The sequence below is a fragment of the Nocardia australiensis genome (genome assembly GCF_020733705.1).
In the GTDB taxonomy this organism is placed as follows: Bacteria; Actinomycetota; Actinomycetes; order Mycobacteriales; family Mycobacteriaceae; genus Nocardia; species Nocardia australiensis.
Window position 1 is genome coordinate 1,849,457 of the sequence record NZ_JAJFZM010000001.1, and the last position, 17,134, is coordinate 1,866,590.

At 65.9% G+C, this 17,134-nt stretch carries 15 protein-coding genes; 4 read left to right on the forward strand and 11 right to left on the reverse strand.

Annotation, left to right across the window (positions count from 1 at the left end):
• Nucleotides 1–27 precede the first annotated feature (27 nt).
• The 3 genes from LKE06_RS08320 to LKE06_RS08330 all read left to right on the forward strand — a co-directional run bounded on the left by LKE06_RS08320 (nt 28) and on the right by LKE06_RS08330 (nt 4,128).
• On the forward strand, nt 28–2,856 hold the full coding sequence (locus LKE06_RS08320) for a circularly permuted type 2 ATP-grasp protein (protein ID WP_372477299.1): 2,829 nt from the start codon (nt 28–30) through the stop codon (nt 2,854–2,856).
• Nucleotides 2,853–3,767, forward strand: coding sequence for a transglutaminase family protein (locus LKE06_RS08325; RefSeq protein WP_227998027.1), 915 nt, complete (start codon nt 2,853–2,855; stop codon nt 3,765–3,767). Before LKE06_RS08320 ends, LKE06_RS08325 begins: the two co-directional genes overlap by 4 nt.
• A 103-nt stretch (nt 3,768–3,870) precedes the next feature.
• The gene (locus tag LKE06_RS08330; RefSeq protein WP_227998028.1) at nt 3,871–4,128 is read left to right on the forward strand and encodes a type II toxin-antitoxin system Phd/YefM family antitoxin; all 258 of its coding nucleotides are present in this window, start codon (nt 3,871–3,873) and stop codon (nt 4,126–4,128) included.
• A 162-nt stretch (nt 4,129–4,290) separates the two neighbouring features.
• On the opposite strand, the gene LKE06_RS08335 is transcribed toward LKE06_RS08330, so the two are convergent.
• From LKE06_RS08335 to LKE06_RS08375, 8 genes are all read right to left on the reverse strand, one after another.
• Nucleotides 4,291–5,001, reverse strand: coding sequence for a type 1 glutamine amidotransferase (locus LKE06_RS08335; protein WP_227998029.1), 711 nt, complete (start codon nt 4,999–5,001; stop codon nt 4,291–4,293).
• Nucleotides 4,998–6,284 carry a Mur ligase family protein gene (locus LKE06_RS08340; protein WP_227998030.1) on the reverse strand — a complete coding sequence of 429 codons (1,287 nt, stop codon included), beginning with the start codon at nt 6,282–6,284 and terminating at the stop codon, nt 4,998–5,000. The genes LKE06_RS08335 and LKE06_RS08340 overlap by 4 nt, the downstream gene beginning before the upstream one ends.
• Nucleotides 6,285–6,352: 68 nt before the next feature.
• Nucleotides 6,353–6,991 carry a pyridoxamine 5'-phosphate oxidase family protein gene (locus tag LKE06_RS08345; RefSeq protein ID WP_227998031.1) on the reverse strand — a complete coding sequence of 213 codons (639 nt, stop codon included), beginning with the start codon at nt 6,989–6,991 and terminating at the stop codon, nt 6,353–6,355.
• A 79-nt stretch (nt 6,992–7,070) separates the two neighbouring features.
• The gene (locus LKE06_RS08350; RefSeq protein WP_227998032.1) at nt 7,071–8,846 is read right to left on the reverse strand and encodes a hydroxysqualene dehydroxylase; all 1,776 of its coding nucleotides are present in this window, start codon (nt 8,844–8,846) and stop codon (nt 7,071–7,073) included.
• Between the two features lie 400 nt (nt 8,847–9,246).
• Nucleotides 9,247–9,618: a metalloregulator ArsR/SmtB family transcription factor gene (locus LKE06_RS08355; protein WP_227998033.1), complete on the reverse strand. Its 372-nt coding sequence runs from the start codon at nt 9,616–9,618 to the stop codon at nt 9,247–9,249.
• A gap of 3 nt (nt 9,619–9,621) precedes the next feature.
• A complete protein-coding gene (locus LKE06_RS08360) occupies nt 9,622–10,866 on the reverse strand; it encodes an MFS transporter (RefSeq protein ID WP_227998034.1) in 1,245 nt (414 codons plus the stop codon).
• Between the two features lie 134 nt (nt 10,867–11,000).
• Nucleotides 11,001–12,344, reverse strand: a complete 1,344-nt coding sequence (locus LKE06_RS32810; RefSeq protein WP_305082793.1) for a HAMP domain-containing sensor histidine kinase — start codon at nt 12,342–12,344, stop codon at nt 11,001–11,003.
• Nucleotides 12,341–13,066 carry a response regulator transcription factor gene (locus LKE06_RS08375; RefSeq protein WP_255648467.1) on the reverse strand — a complete coding sequence of 242 codons (726 nt, stop codon included), beginning with the start codon at nt 13,064–13,066 and terminating at the stop codon, nt 12,341–12,343. The genes LKE06_RS32810 and LKE06_RS08375 overlap by 4 nt, the downstream gene beginning before the upstream one ends.
• 89 nt (nt 13,067–13,155) lie before the next feature.
• Here LKE06_RS08375 and LKE06_RS08380 point away from each other — a divergent pair, with 89 nt between their 5' ends.
• Nucleotides 13,156–14,139, forward strand: a complete 984-nt coding sequence (locus tag LKE06_RS08380; protein ID WP_372477300.1) for a DUF1259 domain-containing protein — start codon at nt 13,156–13,158, stop codon at nt 14,137–14,139.
• A gap of 149 nt (nt 14,140–14,288) precedes the next feature.
• Here the strand turns inward: LKE06_RS08380 and LKE06_RS08385 are convergent, their stop codons facing one another.
• From LKE06_RS08385 to LKE06_RS08395, 3 genes are all read right to left on the reverse strand, one after another.
• On the reverse strand, nt 14,289–15,314 hold the full coding sequence (locus tag LKE06_RS08385; RefSeq protein WP_372477301.1) for a YncE family protein: 1,026 nt from the start codon (nt 15,312–15,314) through the stop codon (nt 14,289–14,291).
• Nucleotides 15,315–15,513: 199 nt separating this feature from the next.
• Entirely contained in the window at nt 15,514–15,864 is a 351-nt protein-coding gene (locus tag LKE06_RS08390) for an RlpA-like double-psi beta-barrel domain-containing protein (protein WP_227998035.1), read from the reverse strand.
• Between the two features lie 259 nt (nt 15,865–16,123).
• Nucleotides 16,124–17,098 (reverse strand): EamA family transporter, encoded by a 975-nt coding sequence (locus LKE06_RS08395; protein ID WP_227998036.1) that lies wholly within the window; start codon nt 17,096–17,098, stop codon nt 16,124–16,126.
• Between the last annotated feature and the right edge of the window lie 36 nt (nt 17,099–17,134).

Genomic DNA, 17,134 nt, shown 5'->3' on the forward strand with positions numbered 1-17,134 from the left:
CTCGGCAGGGGAAGTGAGGTCGGCACGGTGACAACGCACGACATGCTGCGGGACAACAGTCAGCTCGACGTGCGCGAGCAGATCGCCGAACAGTTCGCGAGATACCGTGCCGACGGTGCGCGGGCCGCGGCCTACGACGAATGTGGTCGTCCCGTTGACGGTTACTACGACGAACTGGTCGACTCCGAGGGGCAGGTCCGGCGTATGTGGTCGGAGCTCTCGGCCGACTTCGTCGAGGTCGGCGTCACCGGCCTGGGCACGCTGGACAGTCGCGTACGCAGATTGATCGATGACGACGGCATTACCTACACCGAGGTGATCAGCCCGGGGGAGACGGCGCCGCCGACCCCGTGGCGCCTCGACCCCATTCCATTGCTGATCTCCGCGGACGACTGGACCCGGCTGGAGGCCGGGCTGGTGCAGCGGTCGCGGGTGCTCGACGAGGTGCTCACCGATATCTACGGACCGCGCCGCATCATTACCTCGGGCCTGCTGCCGCCGGAATTGGTGTTCGGCAATAGCGGGTACGTGCGGGCGGCGCACGGCATCACGGTTCCCGGGCGGCATCAGCTGTTCCTGCACGCCTGCGACATCAGCCGGTGGAGCGACGGCCAGTTCCGCGCTATCGCCGACTGGGCGCAGGCACCCTCCGGCGCGGGGTACGCGCTGGCGGATCGCCGGGCGATGTCGACGGCGATCCCGGAAGCGTTCGAGCATTCGAATCCGCGTCCGCTCACCCCGTTCGCCAGGGCGATGCGCCTGATGCTGATGGAATCGGCGCCGATGGCCGAGGACGATCCGGTGGTGGTGGTGCTCAGCCCGGGTGTGCACTCCGAAACCGCTTTCGACCAGGCGTATCTCGCTTCGATACTCGGCTTTCCCCTGGTCGAGAGCGCGGATCTGGTGGTACGTGACGGCGCGCTGTGGATGCGTTCGCTCGGCACCCTGAAACGCGTCGACGTGGTGCTACGCCGGGTGGATGCCGAGTTCTCCGATCCGCTTGATCTGCGGCCGGATTCGCGGCTGGGTGTGGTCGGTTTGGTCGAAGTCCTGCGCCGGGGTGCGGTGACCGTGGTGAACACGCTCGGCAGCGGGCTGTTGGAGTGTCCGGCGCTTGCCGGGTTCCTGCCGAAAATTTCGCGTGCCCTGCTCGGCGAGGAATTGGTGCTCGACAGCGCGCCGTCGTATTGGGGCGGCGAGGACGCCGAGCGGTCTCATCTGATCGCGAATCTGGATCGCCTCATCATCCGCTCCGCCGTCGACGGGACCACGCTGTTCGGGCCGGCGCTCGCCGCCGCCGAACGCCGCGAACTCGCGGCCCGAATCGAGACCAACGGCTGGCAGTGGGTTGGCCAGGACCCGGCGCAATTCTCGGTAGCGCCCGCGGTTGCGGGTTTCGGCGGACTCGCCTCCGCACCGGTTGGCATGCGGTTGTTCTCCATGGCCCGTCGCGGCGGCTACACGGCGATGACGGGCGGACTCGGACAGCTGCGCCATCGGCTGGAACCGGAACGGGTGGTGATCAAGGTTGCCGCCAAGGATATTTGGGTGCGCGCGGCACCCACCGCCGTTACCGCCGTCGGCACCGAACCGGCACCCGAGGAACGCGTTCGCCGTGCTCCCGCGCTGGAATCGCTCAGTTCCCCGCGCGCGCTCAAGGACCTCTTCTGGATGGGTCGTTACAGCGAACGCGCCGAATCCGTTGTGCGCCTGTTGATTGCTACACATGATCGCTATCGGGACTATCGCTACCAGCCGTGGCTGGAAGGTGCGGAGGCGGTGCCGGCGCTGATGGCCGCGCTGGCGCGAACCACCGGAACCATAGCGCCTGCCGACGTGTTGAGCGGCGGCGGTGCGCGGGGCGAGGTTGTGCTGGCGAGTGCTGGTGGCGGGTTGTCGGGCGACGCCGATGTGAATTCCACCGGCGCTGATGTGAATCCGACTGATTCCGGTGTACATCCGAATCCTTCAGCGGCAGAGCAGAATAGCTCGACCGACGCGCAACCGCGGGAGCCCGATGGAGCGGTCGGCGAGCAATCGCCGGTGGCCGGTGCGTCGCGGGCGGGGCGCGACTATCTGGTGGCATTGACCGTCGATCGTGCCCGGCCGGGTTCGCTGGCCTACGCGATCGACAGGTACGGGTCGGCTGCCCGTGCGGTGCGCGATCAGCTCTCGGCCGACACCTGGATGATCCTCGGCGCGGTCGATCGGGCGCTGGTCGAATATCGCGGCAGCGGTGGTGATCAGGAGACCGCGCTCTCGGCAGTGCATTCGTCGTCGCTGGCCGGATTGCTCTCACTATCGGGCATCGTCGCCGAATCGCTGGTCCGCGACACCGGTTGGTACGTCATGGATATCGGCAAACGTATCGAGCGCGGACTGGCGATTACCGCGCTGCTCGCGACCACGCTGACCGATACTTATCCGGGCGAGGCCGAGCGGGTGGTGATCGAGGCGGTGTTGCGTGCCACCGAGTCGTCGGTGAGTTACCGCCGCCGCCACCTCGATTCGGTATGGGTATCCGCGGTCGCCGGACTGCTGTTGTTCGACGAGTCCAACCCGCGCTCGCTCGCCTATCAATTGGACCGGCTCGACACCGATTTCCAAGCCATGCCCGGCGCGTCCGGAACGTCTCGGCCGCAACGACTGCTGGCGGACGCGCGAAGAATGCTGCGCCGAGTCGGCCCGGACGACCTGGATGTCGTCGACGCCGATGGCAAGCGGACCGAACTGGCGGAACTTCTGGAGGGCGTGAACTTGCGGCTGCGTAAGCTGTCGGAATCGTTCGAGACCACGAAATTGGCGCTGCCGGTTAGCATTCAGCCGCTGTGGGGCAGCGCGCAGGTGGTCGGGTGATCGGCCGCGATGGTTCGGCTCGCCGCTACCGCGTGGCGCATTCCACGACGTACTCCTACTCCGACCAGGTCACCAGCTCGTATGGGCGGGCCTATCTGACGCCGCGGGAATTCCCCGGGCAGCGTGTGCTTTCGCACGAGATCGTCATCGATCCGGTGCCGTCGGACCGTTCGATCGGTACCGACGTCTACGGCAACACCACCTCGTATTTCCATGTCACGGAGGAACATCGGGCATTGGTGGTCACCGGCGAATCGACGGTGGAGGTGGACGGAGCCGATTACGCCGCGTCCGGTCCGGCCGTCCAACCCTGGGAGAACGCGCGTCCCACGGCCGCGACCGGACCGCTCGCGGTGGAGTTCACGCTGGATCTGCGCCCGCCCGAGATCACGCCCGAGGTCACCGCCTACGCGGCCGAATCGTTGACGGCCGGTCGGCCGCTGCTGGAAGCGTTGCGGGAGTTGAACACTCGCATACATGCCGACTTCACCTACAAGTCGGGGTCTACCACGGTATCGACGAAGGTGTCCGATGTGTTCGCCGCGCGAGCGGGAGTCTGTCAGGATTTCGCGCGCATCGGCGCGGCCTGTCTGCGCTCGCACGGGCTCAGCGCTCGTTATGTATCCGGTTATCTCGCAACGGATCCGCCGCCGGGCAAAGAACGCATGGTTGGCGCCGACGCCACGCACGCCTGGGCGGCGGTATGGGTTCCCGGCGATACCGCGAACGACAGGACCGGCAGCTGGATCGCCTTCGACCCCACCAATGACCAACTGGTGGACGAGCGATACGTCACCGTGGCCTGGGGCCGCGACTACGCGGACGTGCCCCCGTTGCGCGGCATCATCTACACCGACGCCAGAGAAAGCTCCATTTCCGTCTCGGTCGATGTCGCGCCGATCGAGGTGTAGCGGACGCGCGGTTTCGCCTGTGTCCACGGGCGAAACACCTGGTCGTCCGCTTCTACTGTCCGTTCCGCGGACGGTGGACTAATCTCTTAGCTAAGGAGGCCCCATGTCTGGCAATGCAGCGGAGCAGTTCAATATCCACGAAGCCAAGACCAACCTGTCGCGAATTATCGACCGAGTCGAACACGGCGAAGAGATCGTCATCTCCCGAGCGGGTCATCCCGTCGCCAAGGTCGTGCCGCTGGTTCGCCGGGTCGACCGCACTGCCGGTGGATCGCTGCGTGGCCGATTGGTGCTGACCCCGGATTGGGACTCCGAACAGACCAATGCCGCGATCGCCGACGACTTCGGAATGACGCGGTGAGCTTACTGCTGGACACCCATGTGTTCGACCGCATGCTGTGTGGCACAGGCTCAGTGTGAAGGTCTCACGTTGGTCACGAGAGATCCGTACTGTCGGAAATATGATGTCGCCATTTTGGCGATCTAGGAGTTGGTTCGTTCGGAAACCTGGTGCCCGCGCTGCTCATGCGCGCAAGCGTTCCCGTCGAAGCTGCTCGACCTCGGGTAGTTCCAGCGGGGCCAGTTCGGAGACGCCGAGGGCGCGGGAAAGTAGCAGGTCGGCCAGTTCGGGATTGCGGGCAAGTACTGGGCCGTGCATGTAGGTGCCGAGGGCGGCGCCGTGGACGACGCCTTCCATGCCGTCGCCGACGCCATTGCCGACACCTCGGGTTACGCGAGCGAGGCCGGTGGCATCACTGCCGAGTGTTGTTCCGCCACGATGGTTTTCGAATCCGGTCAGCGGTGCGGTGAGGCCGGGAAGCAATGGGGTGGTGGTCACCTCGCCGATAGCGCGCAGCTTTTGCGGTGTGGTGGTGACGTCGATGAGGCCGACGCCGTCGACTCGCTCGCCCGAGGAGGTTTCATACCAGTGACCGAGCACCTGGATGGCGGCACAAATCGCAAGCACGGGTGCGCCTTTCGCGGCCGCCTGTTGCAGGCCGGGGTAGCGCTGTAGATGGCGGGTGGCCAGCCGTTGCGCCGAATCCTCCGCGCCGCCGAGAGTGTAGATGTCGAGTGAGTCGGGAACCGCGTCCGACAGCGTGATTTCGACGATCTCGGCATCATGGCCGCGCATCCGCAGCCGCTGCCGCAGCACCAGCGCGTTACCGCCATCGCCGTAAGTGCCCATGACATCGGGCAATACGAGTCCGATGCGTACCGTCGATTCGCTCATGATCGTGCTCCGGTCGATTCTGTCGTGCCCGCGATCGGCTCGTTCATGCCATCCGCCCCCTCGAGATCGCGATTGAGATCACGGAAGGCCGTGTAGTTCGCCAGTACCTCTACCTGACCTGCGGGGCAGGAAGCTATGGCGCGCAAGGGATCCGGCACCAGCGTGTGTTCGACTCCGGCGTAGGTCAGCCGCACCGCGAGGTCGGTGGCGCGTTCACCGGCGGCCACCACCTGGACGCCTTCGAAATGCTCGAAGCGCACGTCCCACAGCCAGGACAGGTCCTCGCCGTCGGGTACCTGGCCATTGACCGCGATCACCAGCCCGGCGGCCGTCGGTTCGATCATCGACAGTGCTTCTTGCCAGCCCGCCGGGTTTTTCGCCAGCAGCAGCCGGGCGGTGTGGTCGCCGACCTGGACAGTGCGGTAGCGGCCCGCGATCTCGCGCACGGTCCCGGTAGCCGTCGCAGCGGTCGCTGGTTCGGCACCGAGCGCGACTGCGGCCGCCACCGCCTGTGCGGCGTTGCCTCGATTGGCGCGACCGGGCAGGGCTATTTGCAGCGGAAGCCGCAATCCGTCCGGGCCGCAAAGCTTTTCGCCGTCGAGCCACCAATCTGGTTCCGGGCGTTGGAAATCTGTGCCGGTGCTGCGCCAGTGCGCGCCCTCCCACAGGATGGGTTCGCCGCTGCGCGGACAGCTGGTCGCATCCATCGCCCATCCGCTGCCTGCGGCCACCCACACCACATTCGGATGGTCGTAGGCGATGGAGGTCACCAGCACGTCGTCACAGTTGGCGATCACCACGGTATCGGGGTGCTGTGCGAGCCCGGCCCGTAGCTTGCGCTCGATCATGTTGATCTCGCCGACCCGATCCAACTGATCGCGGCTGAGGTTCAACAACACCACCGCCGCCGGTTGCAGCGCATCGTGGACGTGCGGCAGATGCAGTTCGTCCACCTCGATCGCGGCCAGCGGCGCGTCCAGATGGGTGCTCAACGCGGCAACGATGCCCGCGTCCATATTGGCGCCGTCGGCCTGGGTCGCTACCTCGCCGAGGCTGCCGAGCGCGGCTGTCGTCATCCTGGTGGTCGTCGACTTACCGTTGGTGCCGGTCACCAGCACTGTGCGCTTACCGCGTCCGAGCTGGTCCATAACAGACGGATCGATCTTCAGCGCGATCAATCCGCCGATCATCGACCCCTTGCCACGACCGGCCTTCTGCGAAGCCCACGACGCCGCGGCCGCCGCTCGCAGCGCGAGCCGCCCACGCACCGAAATATCTGCCACGCGCCGAGTCTATGTGGTGCGGTCCGACGGCTCGCGCCGTGCGCCGTGCCGGTCCGGACCGGCACCCTTCACGCGCGGTAGAGCTTCGCGTTGTAATTCTCCGAGTAATAGCGCTCGAGTTCCTCGACGGACTCGGCGATATCGGTCTGCACCTCCTTGACCAGGCAGGCATGGCTGGGCAGATCGTCGACCGGCCACTGGTCGGGCTCCCACAGGTGGCTGCGCATGAAGGCTTTGGCGCAGTGCAGGAAGATCTGCTCGATATCGATCTCTATGGCCAGGATCGGGCGATGGCCGCGCACCAGCATGTCGTCGAAGTAAGGAGCGTCACGCACGAGGCGGGCACGGCCGTTGACACGCAACGTCTCGCGTCGGCCGGGGATCAGGAAGATCACGCCGACATGCGGGTTGGCCAGGATATTGAGGTAGCCGTCGGCGCGGCGGTTGCCTGGGCGTTCGGGAACGGCGATCGTGCGATCGTCGAGCACCTTCACGAAACCCGCAGGATCGCCCTTGGGGGAGGCATCGCAGTTGCCATCGGCATCGCTGGTGGCGATGACAATGAACGGCGAAGTGGCGATCCATTCGCGGTCTCGCGGGTGCAGCGCGATCCGTTCCTTGTTCGCGGCACGCGGCATCACCTCACCGAGTAGCTGCCTGAGTTCGATCGGGCTGGTGATCTCGTCCGTGCCGGTGATTTCGCGCATAACTCGATTGAAACATCGCCCCCCGCCACCGGCGATCGAATTAGGTTTCGACGGCGGGAGATCGATCACACCCGGCGGCTCAGATCGCGACGTCGAAAAGATTCGGCTGACCCGCCGCGTAACGATCCGCGTCGATTTTGCGCAGCGGTTCCAATTCCGCAGCGCGATACAGCGAGAACATCCGGCACGGTTCGGCATTCGACCCGGATACCTCGAGCAGCGCGTTCACCGCCGTGCGGGCGGACTCGTTGGCGCCCTCCATGGTGGCGAGGTCGACATTGGTGCGCACGTAATCGCCTGCCAGGAACAGATTTTCGAGTGCGCCATGCGCCTGTGGCCGATACTGCCACGATCCGGCGGTATTGATGAGCAACGGATCGGCATTGGCATTGCGGCCGTGGTCGGCTTGCCAGCTGATACTTGGATCGAGGAACCAGGAATGCAGATCGTCCGCGCGCAGCACCGTGCCCCTGTCATCGAGGTGCGCGATGATCTGCGCCCAGACCTCGCGTGCGATCTCCTCGTGCGTGCATTCCTTGGCGGGCTTGCCGTAGAGCATGCCGGGGGTATTCCAGTCGGAGATGTCGACCGAAAGGCAGTCGCGCACGTCGCCGTCGCCGAATTCCGTGAGTTTCCTTGTCCACAGCTGATTCTGGGTGATCGAGGTGAGCGACCACGGTGCGTCGATATAGGCGGTGTGGCCACGCGAAATATCCGCGGGTGTGCGCAGATAGAACTGGATGCCATTCATCCAGTCGACGTAGAGTTGGTCCATCGCGGCCAGTTCGGGCCGCACCGCAAGCACATCGGGCGACCACAGCTTGCGTGCCTGTTCGGCGGACAACGCCACCACGAAGTAGTCGGCGTCGACGGTGCGCGCGACACCCGACTCGTCGACCACCCTGGCCGCGGCGATCCGCTTGTCGCGCACGTCGAGCCCGCCGACCTCCGACCCGAGGGCGAACCGCACCCCGAGATCCCGCAGCCGCTGTACCCACGGTTTGATCCACACCGCATTGGTCGGACCGTTCAGCACCCGGTCCAGCGCACCGTCATTGCCGATCTCGAACGGATTGCCGAGGAACTGCTCGCCCATCGTGCCGATGGTGCGGACGCTGGCGATCTCCTCCTTGGCGGCGACCATGATGCTGGTCAGGGTGCGCGAGAGCAACGCGCGGAATTCGTGTGACCGCGCGTGCCCGCCGACATAGTCGCGCCACGACATATTTTCCCACTGCCCCAACCGCCGGGCGTCGCAGCTGGAATTGAAAACCAGCAGCCGATCGGCGAAATACAGCCCTTCATTCGCGGGCATTTTCAGCGTTGTGCTGATGACCGCGCCCACGGTCTCCCGGAACATCTCCGGCGTGAACGACGTGGCTGCCTTCGGTCCGAGCGGAAGCCGAAAATCATCGCCGCCGAGCCGGGCGAACCTGGTCTCGGGCACCCCGATCAGATTGTTCCAGACGCCATTGGGATTGCCGCTGAACGGGATTCGCCGCATCGTGTCCGGAATATGTTGGTAGAAGCCGGGAAAGAAGCGAAACCCGTGCTCACCAGGTAGCTCCGGCCGTCCCCCGGTCCCGCTGCCCGGCACCGGGATGCTGCGCGCCTTCCCACCGAGCGCGCGCCGCTCATAAACGGTGACCTGGAAACCGCGCTCAGCCAGCTCGTGCGCCGCCGTCAATCCCGCGACACCACCACCGAGCACCGCGACCCGCCTACCGTCCGGTCCCGCCGTGGCACGCGCCGGTAGCAGCGCACTCGCCGATAGCGCCCCCGCCGTCGCCACTCCCGCCGCGACCGTTCCTCGAAGCAATGTTCTCCGTGACACAGTCGATCGCTGTTCTGCCATGCGCAACTCTGCTGCCTAGCCTTTTCCGGACCTGTTAACACGCACACTGTAAAGCGGCCACTCCAAGGCCGTCATGCCACACCCCACCACCGCGCCGTGCCCCATTACGTGCTCACTCGCCATGACCCATTTTCGAGTGCGGCGAGACCGAGCCCCTAAGCCGCTAAAGCGCGGCATCCAACTGTGTACAGAAATAGTCGGTGCCGCACGAGCCCACTTACGTGCTCGCTTGGCGCGGCAACAGTTTTCGAGCGTAGCGAGATCGAGCACTAGAGTTCGCGGCCGGCTCGCGTCCGAGGGGCAAATACGATGCGACGAAGGAGCAAGTATTTGCCCCTCGGACGCGAGCCATAGGGGGCCGCGAACACGCAGCGCCGCAGGTGCTGCCAAACAACACAGCTCAGGCGTGTGGGGGTTCTCCGGTGACGATGTGGTCGGCGTGGTTCATGCCTTCTCGGACCAGTCGGGTCAGGTGCCCGTCGTGGATGCGGTAGACGATGCGGCGGCCTTCGCGGCGGGTGTCGACGAGCCCGGTGAAGCGCAGTTTGGCCAGGTGTTGGCTGACTGCCGTGCGGGAGGCGCCGCAGGCTTCGGTCAAAGCGGTGACATCGGCTTCACCGTCGGCGAGGACCAGCAGGATATGCAGGCGGGTGGCGTCGGACAACATCCGAAAGGTGGCGGACGCGGCGTCGAGGCGTGCCTTGTCGGGCGTGACGGGGTGGACGAGGCTGGGAGCTGCTTGCGCGGCGGCCGAGACATGCTTGGCCGTCATCGTTCACCGCCTTCCTGCTAGCACCTCTTCCACCGTGGATGAGGTATCCACCGGCCATACGCGGGCGGCCGTTGTTGCGGCAAGTGTAGCGACGGCGGCCAGGGTGATCGCGGCGGCGAACTGGCCGACGCCCGCGCCGACCCATCCGGCGATGGGGTAGGTGAGGAGGAAGCAGGCGTGCGATAGGGAGAACTGGGCGGTGAATACCGCTGTTCGGTTGTCGGGTGTGGTCTGGGAGCGCAGCAGCCGGGCGGCGGGGGTGTTGATCATCGAGGTGCCCGCACCGAGCACCACCCATGCGACCGTAAGCATCACCCACCCTGGACCGGGGGTCGGCGACAGGGTCGCGATCGCGGCGGCTGCCAGCAATCCCACCGGCAGCACGGCGGCTCCGGCAAGCATCAGGGTGCGGTCGGTGATGGTGGTGAGCAGTCGTGGCACTGACAGTGCGACGATCATCGATCCGCTGCCGTAGCAGCCCAGTGCGAGCGCCACCCCGGTGGCGGAGCCGTCGAGTAGATCTCGCACGTAGACGACGGTATTCACCACGACCAGTGCGGTCGCCGCGCCGACTGCGAGGTTCATTGCCAGCAGTCCGCGCAGTACCGGGCGTTCGGTCATGAACTGGGCGCCTCGGGTGATCCGCTCCAACAGTGGCACCGAGCGGTCCGTCGGCACCGGCCGGGGCAGCGTCGTGGTCACCACCGCAACAGCGGAGGCGATGAATCCGGCGGCGGTTCCGACGAACAGCAGGTTGTAGCTGATCACGGTCAGCAGCGCGGCGGCCAGGACCGGGCTCAGCAGGGATTCCAGGTCGTAGGCCAACCGCGACAGCGACAGCCCGCGGGTGTAGTCGTCTTCGTTCTCCAGGATCGAGGGGATCACCGCTTGAAAGGCCGGGGTGAACGTCGCCGACGCCGCCTGCAGCACGAAGATCAGCACATAGATCTGCCAGACATGGGTGACGAACGGCAGCGTCAGGGCGATCGCCGCGCGGATCGCGTCCGCCGACACCAGCAGCACCCGGCGTGGCACCCGGTCCGTGATCGCCGAAATCACCGGTGCCACAAAAACATACGCGACCATCTTGATCGCCAGCGCGGTGCCGAGCACCGCGCCGGCGTTACTGCCCGCTAGGTCGTAGGCCAGCAGACCCAACGCCACCGTCAACAGGCCGGTGCCGACCAGCGCCACCACCTGCGCGGTGAACAACCGCCGGAATCGGCGATTCCGCAGTACCTCGATCACACTCCATCTTCCAGACTCGCGAACCGCTCCGACAAGGGTTACCTTACGCCATTATGTGCGCAGTTGCGAACGTAATGGCATAGGGTGGAGCTGAACAGAACGTGAGGCTGACGGTGGTTACGTCGGCCGGTTGCTCAGCTTCGGTCTGCGGGCAGGGTGAGGGTGAAGACAGCGCCGCGGTCGGGGTGGTTGGTTGCGGTGATGGTGCCGTTGTTGCGGTGGGCGAGTGTGGTGACGATGGCCAGGCCGAGCCCGCTGCCGCCGGTGGTGCGTGCGGTATCGGCGCGGGTGAAGCGGTCGAATATGTGCGGTAAGAACCGGGGCTCTATCCCTGGGCCGTGGTCGCGGACCTCGACGACGAGCGAGTCGGCGTCGCAGCGGACGTGGATGGTGACCGGCGGTGCGCCGTGCTGGGTGGCGTTGTCGAGCAAGTTTGTGATCATCCGGTCCAGGTCGTCGGGATCGGCGCGGGTTCGAAGGGCGGCAGGGCAATCGAGTGTCACCGCGGTTTCGTCCATGGTGGCGTGGTAGCGGGTGATCACGGATTCGAGTGCCGGTCGCAGCTCGACGACTGCGACCGGTGTATTGGGGTCGCGGGGTTCGTCCGCGGTGGCGGCGAGCATGGCGCGGGACAGTCGGGACAGTCGTTCGACCTCATCGAGTGCGGAGCGTAGCGAGGTGGTGAGTTCGGCGTTGCTGCGCGGGCGACGAAGGGCGAGTTCGAGTTCGGTGGTGAGCAGGCTCAGTGGGGTGCGTAGTTCGTGGCCGGCGTCGGCGACGAATTGTCGTTCCCGATCGAGGGCTTCGTGCAGGCGCACCAACAGGTCATTGAATGTGGTTCCCAGGCGCGAGATTTCATCGTGTGCGGGCGGTATCGGCAGGCGCGCTTCGGGATCGGTGTGGGTGATGCCCGCTGTGCGGGCACGCATGCGTTCGACGGGGCGTAGCGCAGCCATGGCCAGCAGGTAGGCGCCGAGGGCTGCGGCGAGCAGGACCAGTGGGAATCCGACGGCGAGTTCATGGGTGAGATCGGCGACGGCGGCGTCGCGGTCGCCGAGGCTGACCGCGGCAACGACGATCCGGTTGCCGGGTGCGCTGGTGGCGGCGAGACGCACCGGTCCGGTCAGCTGTCCCGCGGCGGCGTGGTCGACAACAAGGGTTGCGTGTCTTGCGCTGTTGAGTTCGGCAGGTGAAAGTGCCGACGCCCCAGAGAGTTCCGGGGTGGTAGCGACGACCTGCCCGCTGTCGGTGAGGATTTGCACGGCGGTGTCTTGGCTGGGACCGGGCAATATCGGTTCGACGGCGGCCGCCAGAGGGCGTAACTCGGTGAGCTGGTAGGTGAGTGATTCAGTGACGGAGTTGTCGAGGAACGAGCGCATGTGGGAGACGGTCACGGCCCCGACTCCGGCGAGCACAAGCGCCATCATGATGGTGAAAGCGACGGTTAGCCGGATACGGATAGGCCAGGCGCGGATCATGGTGTGTGGCTTTCGATTCGGCCGCCATCGGGGCGGAGGCGGTATCCGCTGCCGCGCACGGTTTCGACCGAGGTGACCCCGAAGGGTCGGTCGATCTTGTCGCGCAGGGCGCGAATGTGGACGTCAACGACATTGGAGTGGGATTCGTAGGCGAAGTCCCAGCAGTGCTCCATCAGCACCTCCCGCGACAGGACGATGCCGGGTTGACGGGCGAACATCTCCAGCAGCGCGAATTCCTTGCCGGTCAGCACGATTTCGGTGTCGCCGCGCCAGCAGCGCCGTGCGGTGGCGTCGATGCGCAGGTTGCCGACCGTCGAGACAGTGGGGCGCGGGGTGGGTCCCCGCCGGATCAACGCACGCAGGCGGGCGAACAGTTCGTCGAGGTGGAACGGTTTGGTGAGGTAGTCATCGGCGCCGCCGTCGAGGCCATGGACCCGGTCGACGACGGCGGCGCGGGCGGTGAGCATCAATACCGGCACCCAGATCCCGTCATGGCGCAACCGCCGACAGATTTCGAATCCGGAGAGGCCGGGCAGCATGACGTCCAGCACGATCGCGTCGTAGACGCGCCCGGCGGCGGCGTCGTATCCGGCGGCGCCGTCGGCGGTGACGTCGACGGCATAGCCTTCTTCGACAAGGCCGCGACCCAGCAGTTCGGCCATTTTCGGTTCGTCCTCGACGACGAGTATTCGCACGGCATCATCACCGTCTTTCGTCTTCATCCGGGCTTCATGAACACCCACTACACCTGAGCACGGGACTACAGCAGCATCTGCGACTACACGTACTCCACGATGACAGGAAGTGCGACATGATTTGCTCGAAAGCCCACTTCGCCGCATTGATCAGGTGGCCGCGCGGTAGCCGTCTGGCGGCCGCGGTGTTGCTCGCCGCGGCAGTATCGGCGTGCGGCAGCAGCACCAGCCCGGGTGACACAAGCACACAGACCACGGCCCCGGTCCGGCCGGTGACCACTACCGACGCGGACTGGAAACCGGTCACCGACGGACTGGGCCGGACCGGGAAGTTCGGTGACAGCAACACCGTGTACCGGATCCCACTGGTGCGCAGCGACTTACAGGTGGTCACCGGCGGTGTCCCGATCAAGCCAGGGCTGTCGCTGGGTGGCTATACAGCGTTCGCGAAATACGCCGACACGACGATGGTGATGGGCGATCTGATCGTCACCGAGGCTGAACTGCCCAAGGTCACCGACGCGTTGCAGGCCCACGGCATCGCTCAGACCGCACTGCACAAGCATCTGCTCGAGCAGACACCGCAGGTCTGGTGGACTCACATCCACGCCATGGGCGATCCCGCTCAACTCGCCGCGGGGATCAAGGCAGCCCTCGACGCCACGTCCATCCCACCGGCTGCCGTCCCGCCGGCGCAGCAGCCGGCCGTTGATCTCGACACGGCGGGGATCGATGCGGCGTTGGGCCGCAAGGGAACCCCGGATAACGGCCTCTACAAGTTCAACCTCGCCCGCGGCGAAACGATCGTCGATGAGGGGCATGTCGTGCCGCCGACGTTCGGTGTCACCACGACGGTCAACTTCCAGCCGCTCGGGCAGGGCAAGGCCGCGATCAACGGTGACGTCGCGATGACCGAACCCGAGGTGCAGCAGGTCATCCAGGCTCTGCGCGCGGGCAACATCGCGCTGGTAACCCTGCACAACCATTCGCTCACCGACGACCCTCGCCTGTTCTACCTGCACTACTGGGCCGTCGACGATGCGGTCGCTCTCGCCAAAGCGATGCGCACCGTCGTGGACGCGACGAACCTGGCCAAGTGAGCAGGCCGGTCACGTCCACCATCGCACGCCGGGTTGTCGTGGCACTGATACGTCTCCCGCCGCTGTTTTCGTTGTCGGTTGCGGCAGCGGCCGGACGAACCCGCCCCAGCCCGGCGCGCAGACACAGAACGCTCAGGCGCCGAGCACGCTCACGTGGTGGGCTCGAACTCCCACAGCACCGGTCCACCACCGGAACCTTTGGGGATCGGGAAGTAACTGTGGTGGGTGGCGGGATCCAGCGCCAGTGTGTGCGCACCGTCGGCCAGATGCTCGGCCCCGACCGCGGTAGTGCGCCCATCGCGCTGGTCGAAGACGCTGACCCAACTGCTTTCGGCTGCGACGTACAGTCGGTGCGCGTCGGAGTCGTAGACCAGGACATCCGGTGTCTCACCGACGGTGTTGTGATCGGTCACCGTGCGCCGGTTCAGATCTACGGTGACCAGGGTGGCGTTGGCTTCGCATCCCACGAACATCACCTGGTTCGCCGTGTCGAGGGCCTGGCCGTGCGGGCTGTCGCATCCCGGTGTCGGGATCCGATCGGTCACCGCGAGCGTGGCCGGATCGATGACGGCCAGATCACCGCGTCCCTGCACCGCCACCACCATCCGGTCGATGGCCGGATCGTAGACGACGTTGCCGACCTCGCCACCCAACGAGACTGTGCCACGGACGTTTCCGGTGTCGGCGTCGATGACGGTCTCGGTGCCCGCGCGTTCGTTGGTCGTCCACACCGCACCCCGCACCGGGTCATAGGCCAACCCATCCGGGTAGGCGTCGGTCGGCGAGCTCCACAGGGCCGCACCGGTGTCCTCGTCGAGGGCGACCAACTGATTGCGTCCGGTCGCCGTGGCATACACACGGTGCCGGTCCGGCACGACCAGCACCCCATGGACATCGGGCAGGTTACCGATCGTGCGCACCACCGTGTGGGACCGGATGTCGACCTCGACGACCTCACCGGCTCCCATATGCGCGATGAACAGCAACCCGGCTCCGCCATCGAGGCTGGTGTAGTCGAACCGCACCGAACCGCCCGTCAATGCAATCTCACCGACCTGCCGCAACGGCAGCTCAGCCGTCCCCGCCGGGGGCGTCGTCGGCGAGGAGCAAGCGGCGACCACCGTCACGATGCCGACCAGCATCGGCAGTACGCGTTTCGGCTGCACCCAGTCCATCCTCCTCTTCCGCCGAGCGAATTCTGGAGATCCGTGACCGCCGTCAGTACGGCGCGTCGGGACTTTTTGTCCAGCGTGAATGCCTGGACGGGACCACGCCGTGAACTCCGGTCTCGCAACGGTGGGTACGTGCTTTCGGCACGAGGGCTGGACGGATCACAGCGAGGGCACTCGAATCAGAGATTTGCCTGGTCACGGCTTATACGAAATGCCATTCCACGGAGATCAGGCCTGCGTCCAAGGACCCAAGGCGTTCGAAGGCCGCTGGCGACAGATCGATGTCGTTGGCGGCGCAGGCGGGGCAGACGCCGGCCACCACGACGTCAGTGTGGCCCTTGCCGGACGTTACTTTGATGTGTCTGCCGCAGTTAGCGGCTACGAAAATAGATGAGCTCAATGCGACCACCAGGTCACTGTCTGTGTACGACTTTCCGCATTCCTCGTCACCGACGTTGTAGTAGGTAGCGTTGCCGGTCACGGCGTTGGCGGGACCGGCGGCAGCCAGAACTATTGCGGTCGCCAGCGATGTCACAGCCACGGTCCATTTCATCGAAAGCTCCTTCATCCCAACAGTCAGGTCGATGGATGGGCAACACGACGACCTCGGCCGCACTTGCCCGCACAACCCGACCCGGCCACGCGGGCTCGGGCCGCCGCGATCGGGCGACCGTCAAAACGCGCTGTTCAGCGGACAGTTTATGAGCGCCACGCTCCTCGAGTTCCGCGCCACGCCGAACACCACCTGCGGCGCGGGCACTGGGTTTCGGCAGTAACGGCATTGCCGGCCGGGGCCACGGATCGGCGAGAGACTACCGAGTCACAACCACCCCCGCCCGAGCTTCCGCGGTACCCACCCCCGCCGAACCCTGACTCGAATCCAATTCCGCGACGCCACTTTCCACCACCTCCCGCCGACCCCCGGTAGTCGCGATGAACGCCCCCCCGATGACGACAACGCCCCCGATCAGCGAGGCGACCGTCGGCGTTTCCCCGAATGCCACCCATGCGGCGGCGATGCCGATCACCGGCACCAGCAGCGATAGCGGAGCCACAGTCCCCGCGGGATAGCGGCCCATCAGGTACGTCCACACCCCCGACCCCACAGCGGTGCCGAGTATGACGATGTAGGCGAGCCCGATGAGCGCGGGTGTGAAGGTGGGGGCGGCGATGTCGGTCAGCGTGTGCAGGCCGGTCGTCGGCCCCTCGGTGAATGCGGATACCGCGAACATCGGGATCGGCGGCACCACGGTCATCCACAGCGTGAGGTGCAGCGGGTTGACCTCACCACCCGCTGCCGCCAATCGGGAGCCGATATTTCCGAAGGCCCAGCCGAGTCCGGCGGCCAGGGTGAGCAGCATGGGCAGCAGTGCGGCGGACTGCATCCGCTCTACCCCGATCACGCTGATGCCGGTCACCGCGACGGCCAATCCGAACAACTGCAATGGCCGCAGCCGTTCCCGCAGTAGCAGCGCGCCGAGCGCCACCGTGAATGGCGCCGCGGACTGCAGCACGAGTGAGGAAAGTCCGGTCGGCATGCCCGCCCGCATCGCGGTGAACAGGAAAGCGAACTGCAGGATGCCGAATCCGGTGCCATAGAGCAGCAGCCAGCGCAGCGGCACCGATGGCCGGGGCACGAACAGCACGACCGGGACCGCGAGTATCGCGAATCGTAGTGCGGCGAAGAAGAACGGCGGGAAGTGATCGAGGCCCACGCGGATGGCGATGAAGTTGAGTCCCCAGAGCAGGACGACGGTGAGGCCGAGCAGGCGATCGCGGTTGGTCACGCCTCTCATCGTCGGGGCTTAAAAGCATGAGAACAA

Coding starts and splice junctions, on each gene's coding strand:
- LKE06_RS08330 (WP_227998028.1), top strand. CDS start 3,871: ATGTCTGGCAATGCAGCGGAGCAGTTCAATATCCACGAAGCCAAGACC.
- LKE06_RS08335 (WP_227998029.1), bottom strand. CDS start 5,001: ATGAGCGAATCGACGGTACGCATCGGACTCGTATTGCCCGATGTCATG.
- LKE06_RS08345 (WP_227998031.1), bottom strand. CDS start 6,991: ATGCGCGAAATCACCGGCACGGACGAGATCACCAGCCCGATCGAACTC.
- LKE06_RS08350 (WP_227998032.1), bottom strand. CDS start 8,846: ATGGCAGAACAGCGATCGACTGTGTCACGGAGAACATTGCTTCGAGGA.
- LKE06_RS08355 (WP_227998033.1), bottom strand. CDS start 9,618: ATGACGGCCAAGCATGTCTCGGCCGCCGCGCAAGCAGCTCCCAGCCTC.
- LKE06_RS32810 (WP_305082793.1), bottom strand. CDS start 12,344: ATGATCCGCGCCTGGCCTATCCGTATCCGGCTAACCGTCGCTTTCACC.
- LKE06_RS08375 (WP_255648467.1), bottom strand. CDS start 13,066: ATGAAGACGAAAGACGGTGATGATGCCGTGCGAATACTCGTCGTCGAG.
- LKE06_RS08380 (WP_372477300.1), top strand. CDS start 13,156: ATGATTTGCTCGAAAGCCCACTTCGCCGCATTGATCAGGTGGCCGCGC.
- LKE06_RS08385 (WP_372477301.1), bottom strand. CDS start 15,314: ATGGACTGGGTGCAGCCGAAACGCGTACTGCCGATGCTGGTCGGCATC.
- LKE06_RS08390 (WP_227998035.1), bottom strand. CDS start 15,864: ATGAAATGGACCGTGGCTGTGACATCGCTGGCGACCGCAATAGTTCTG.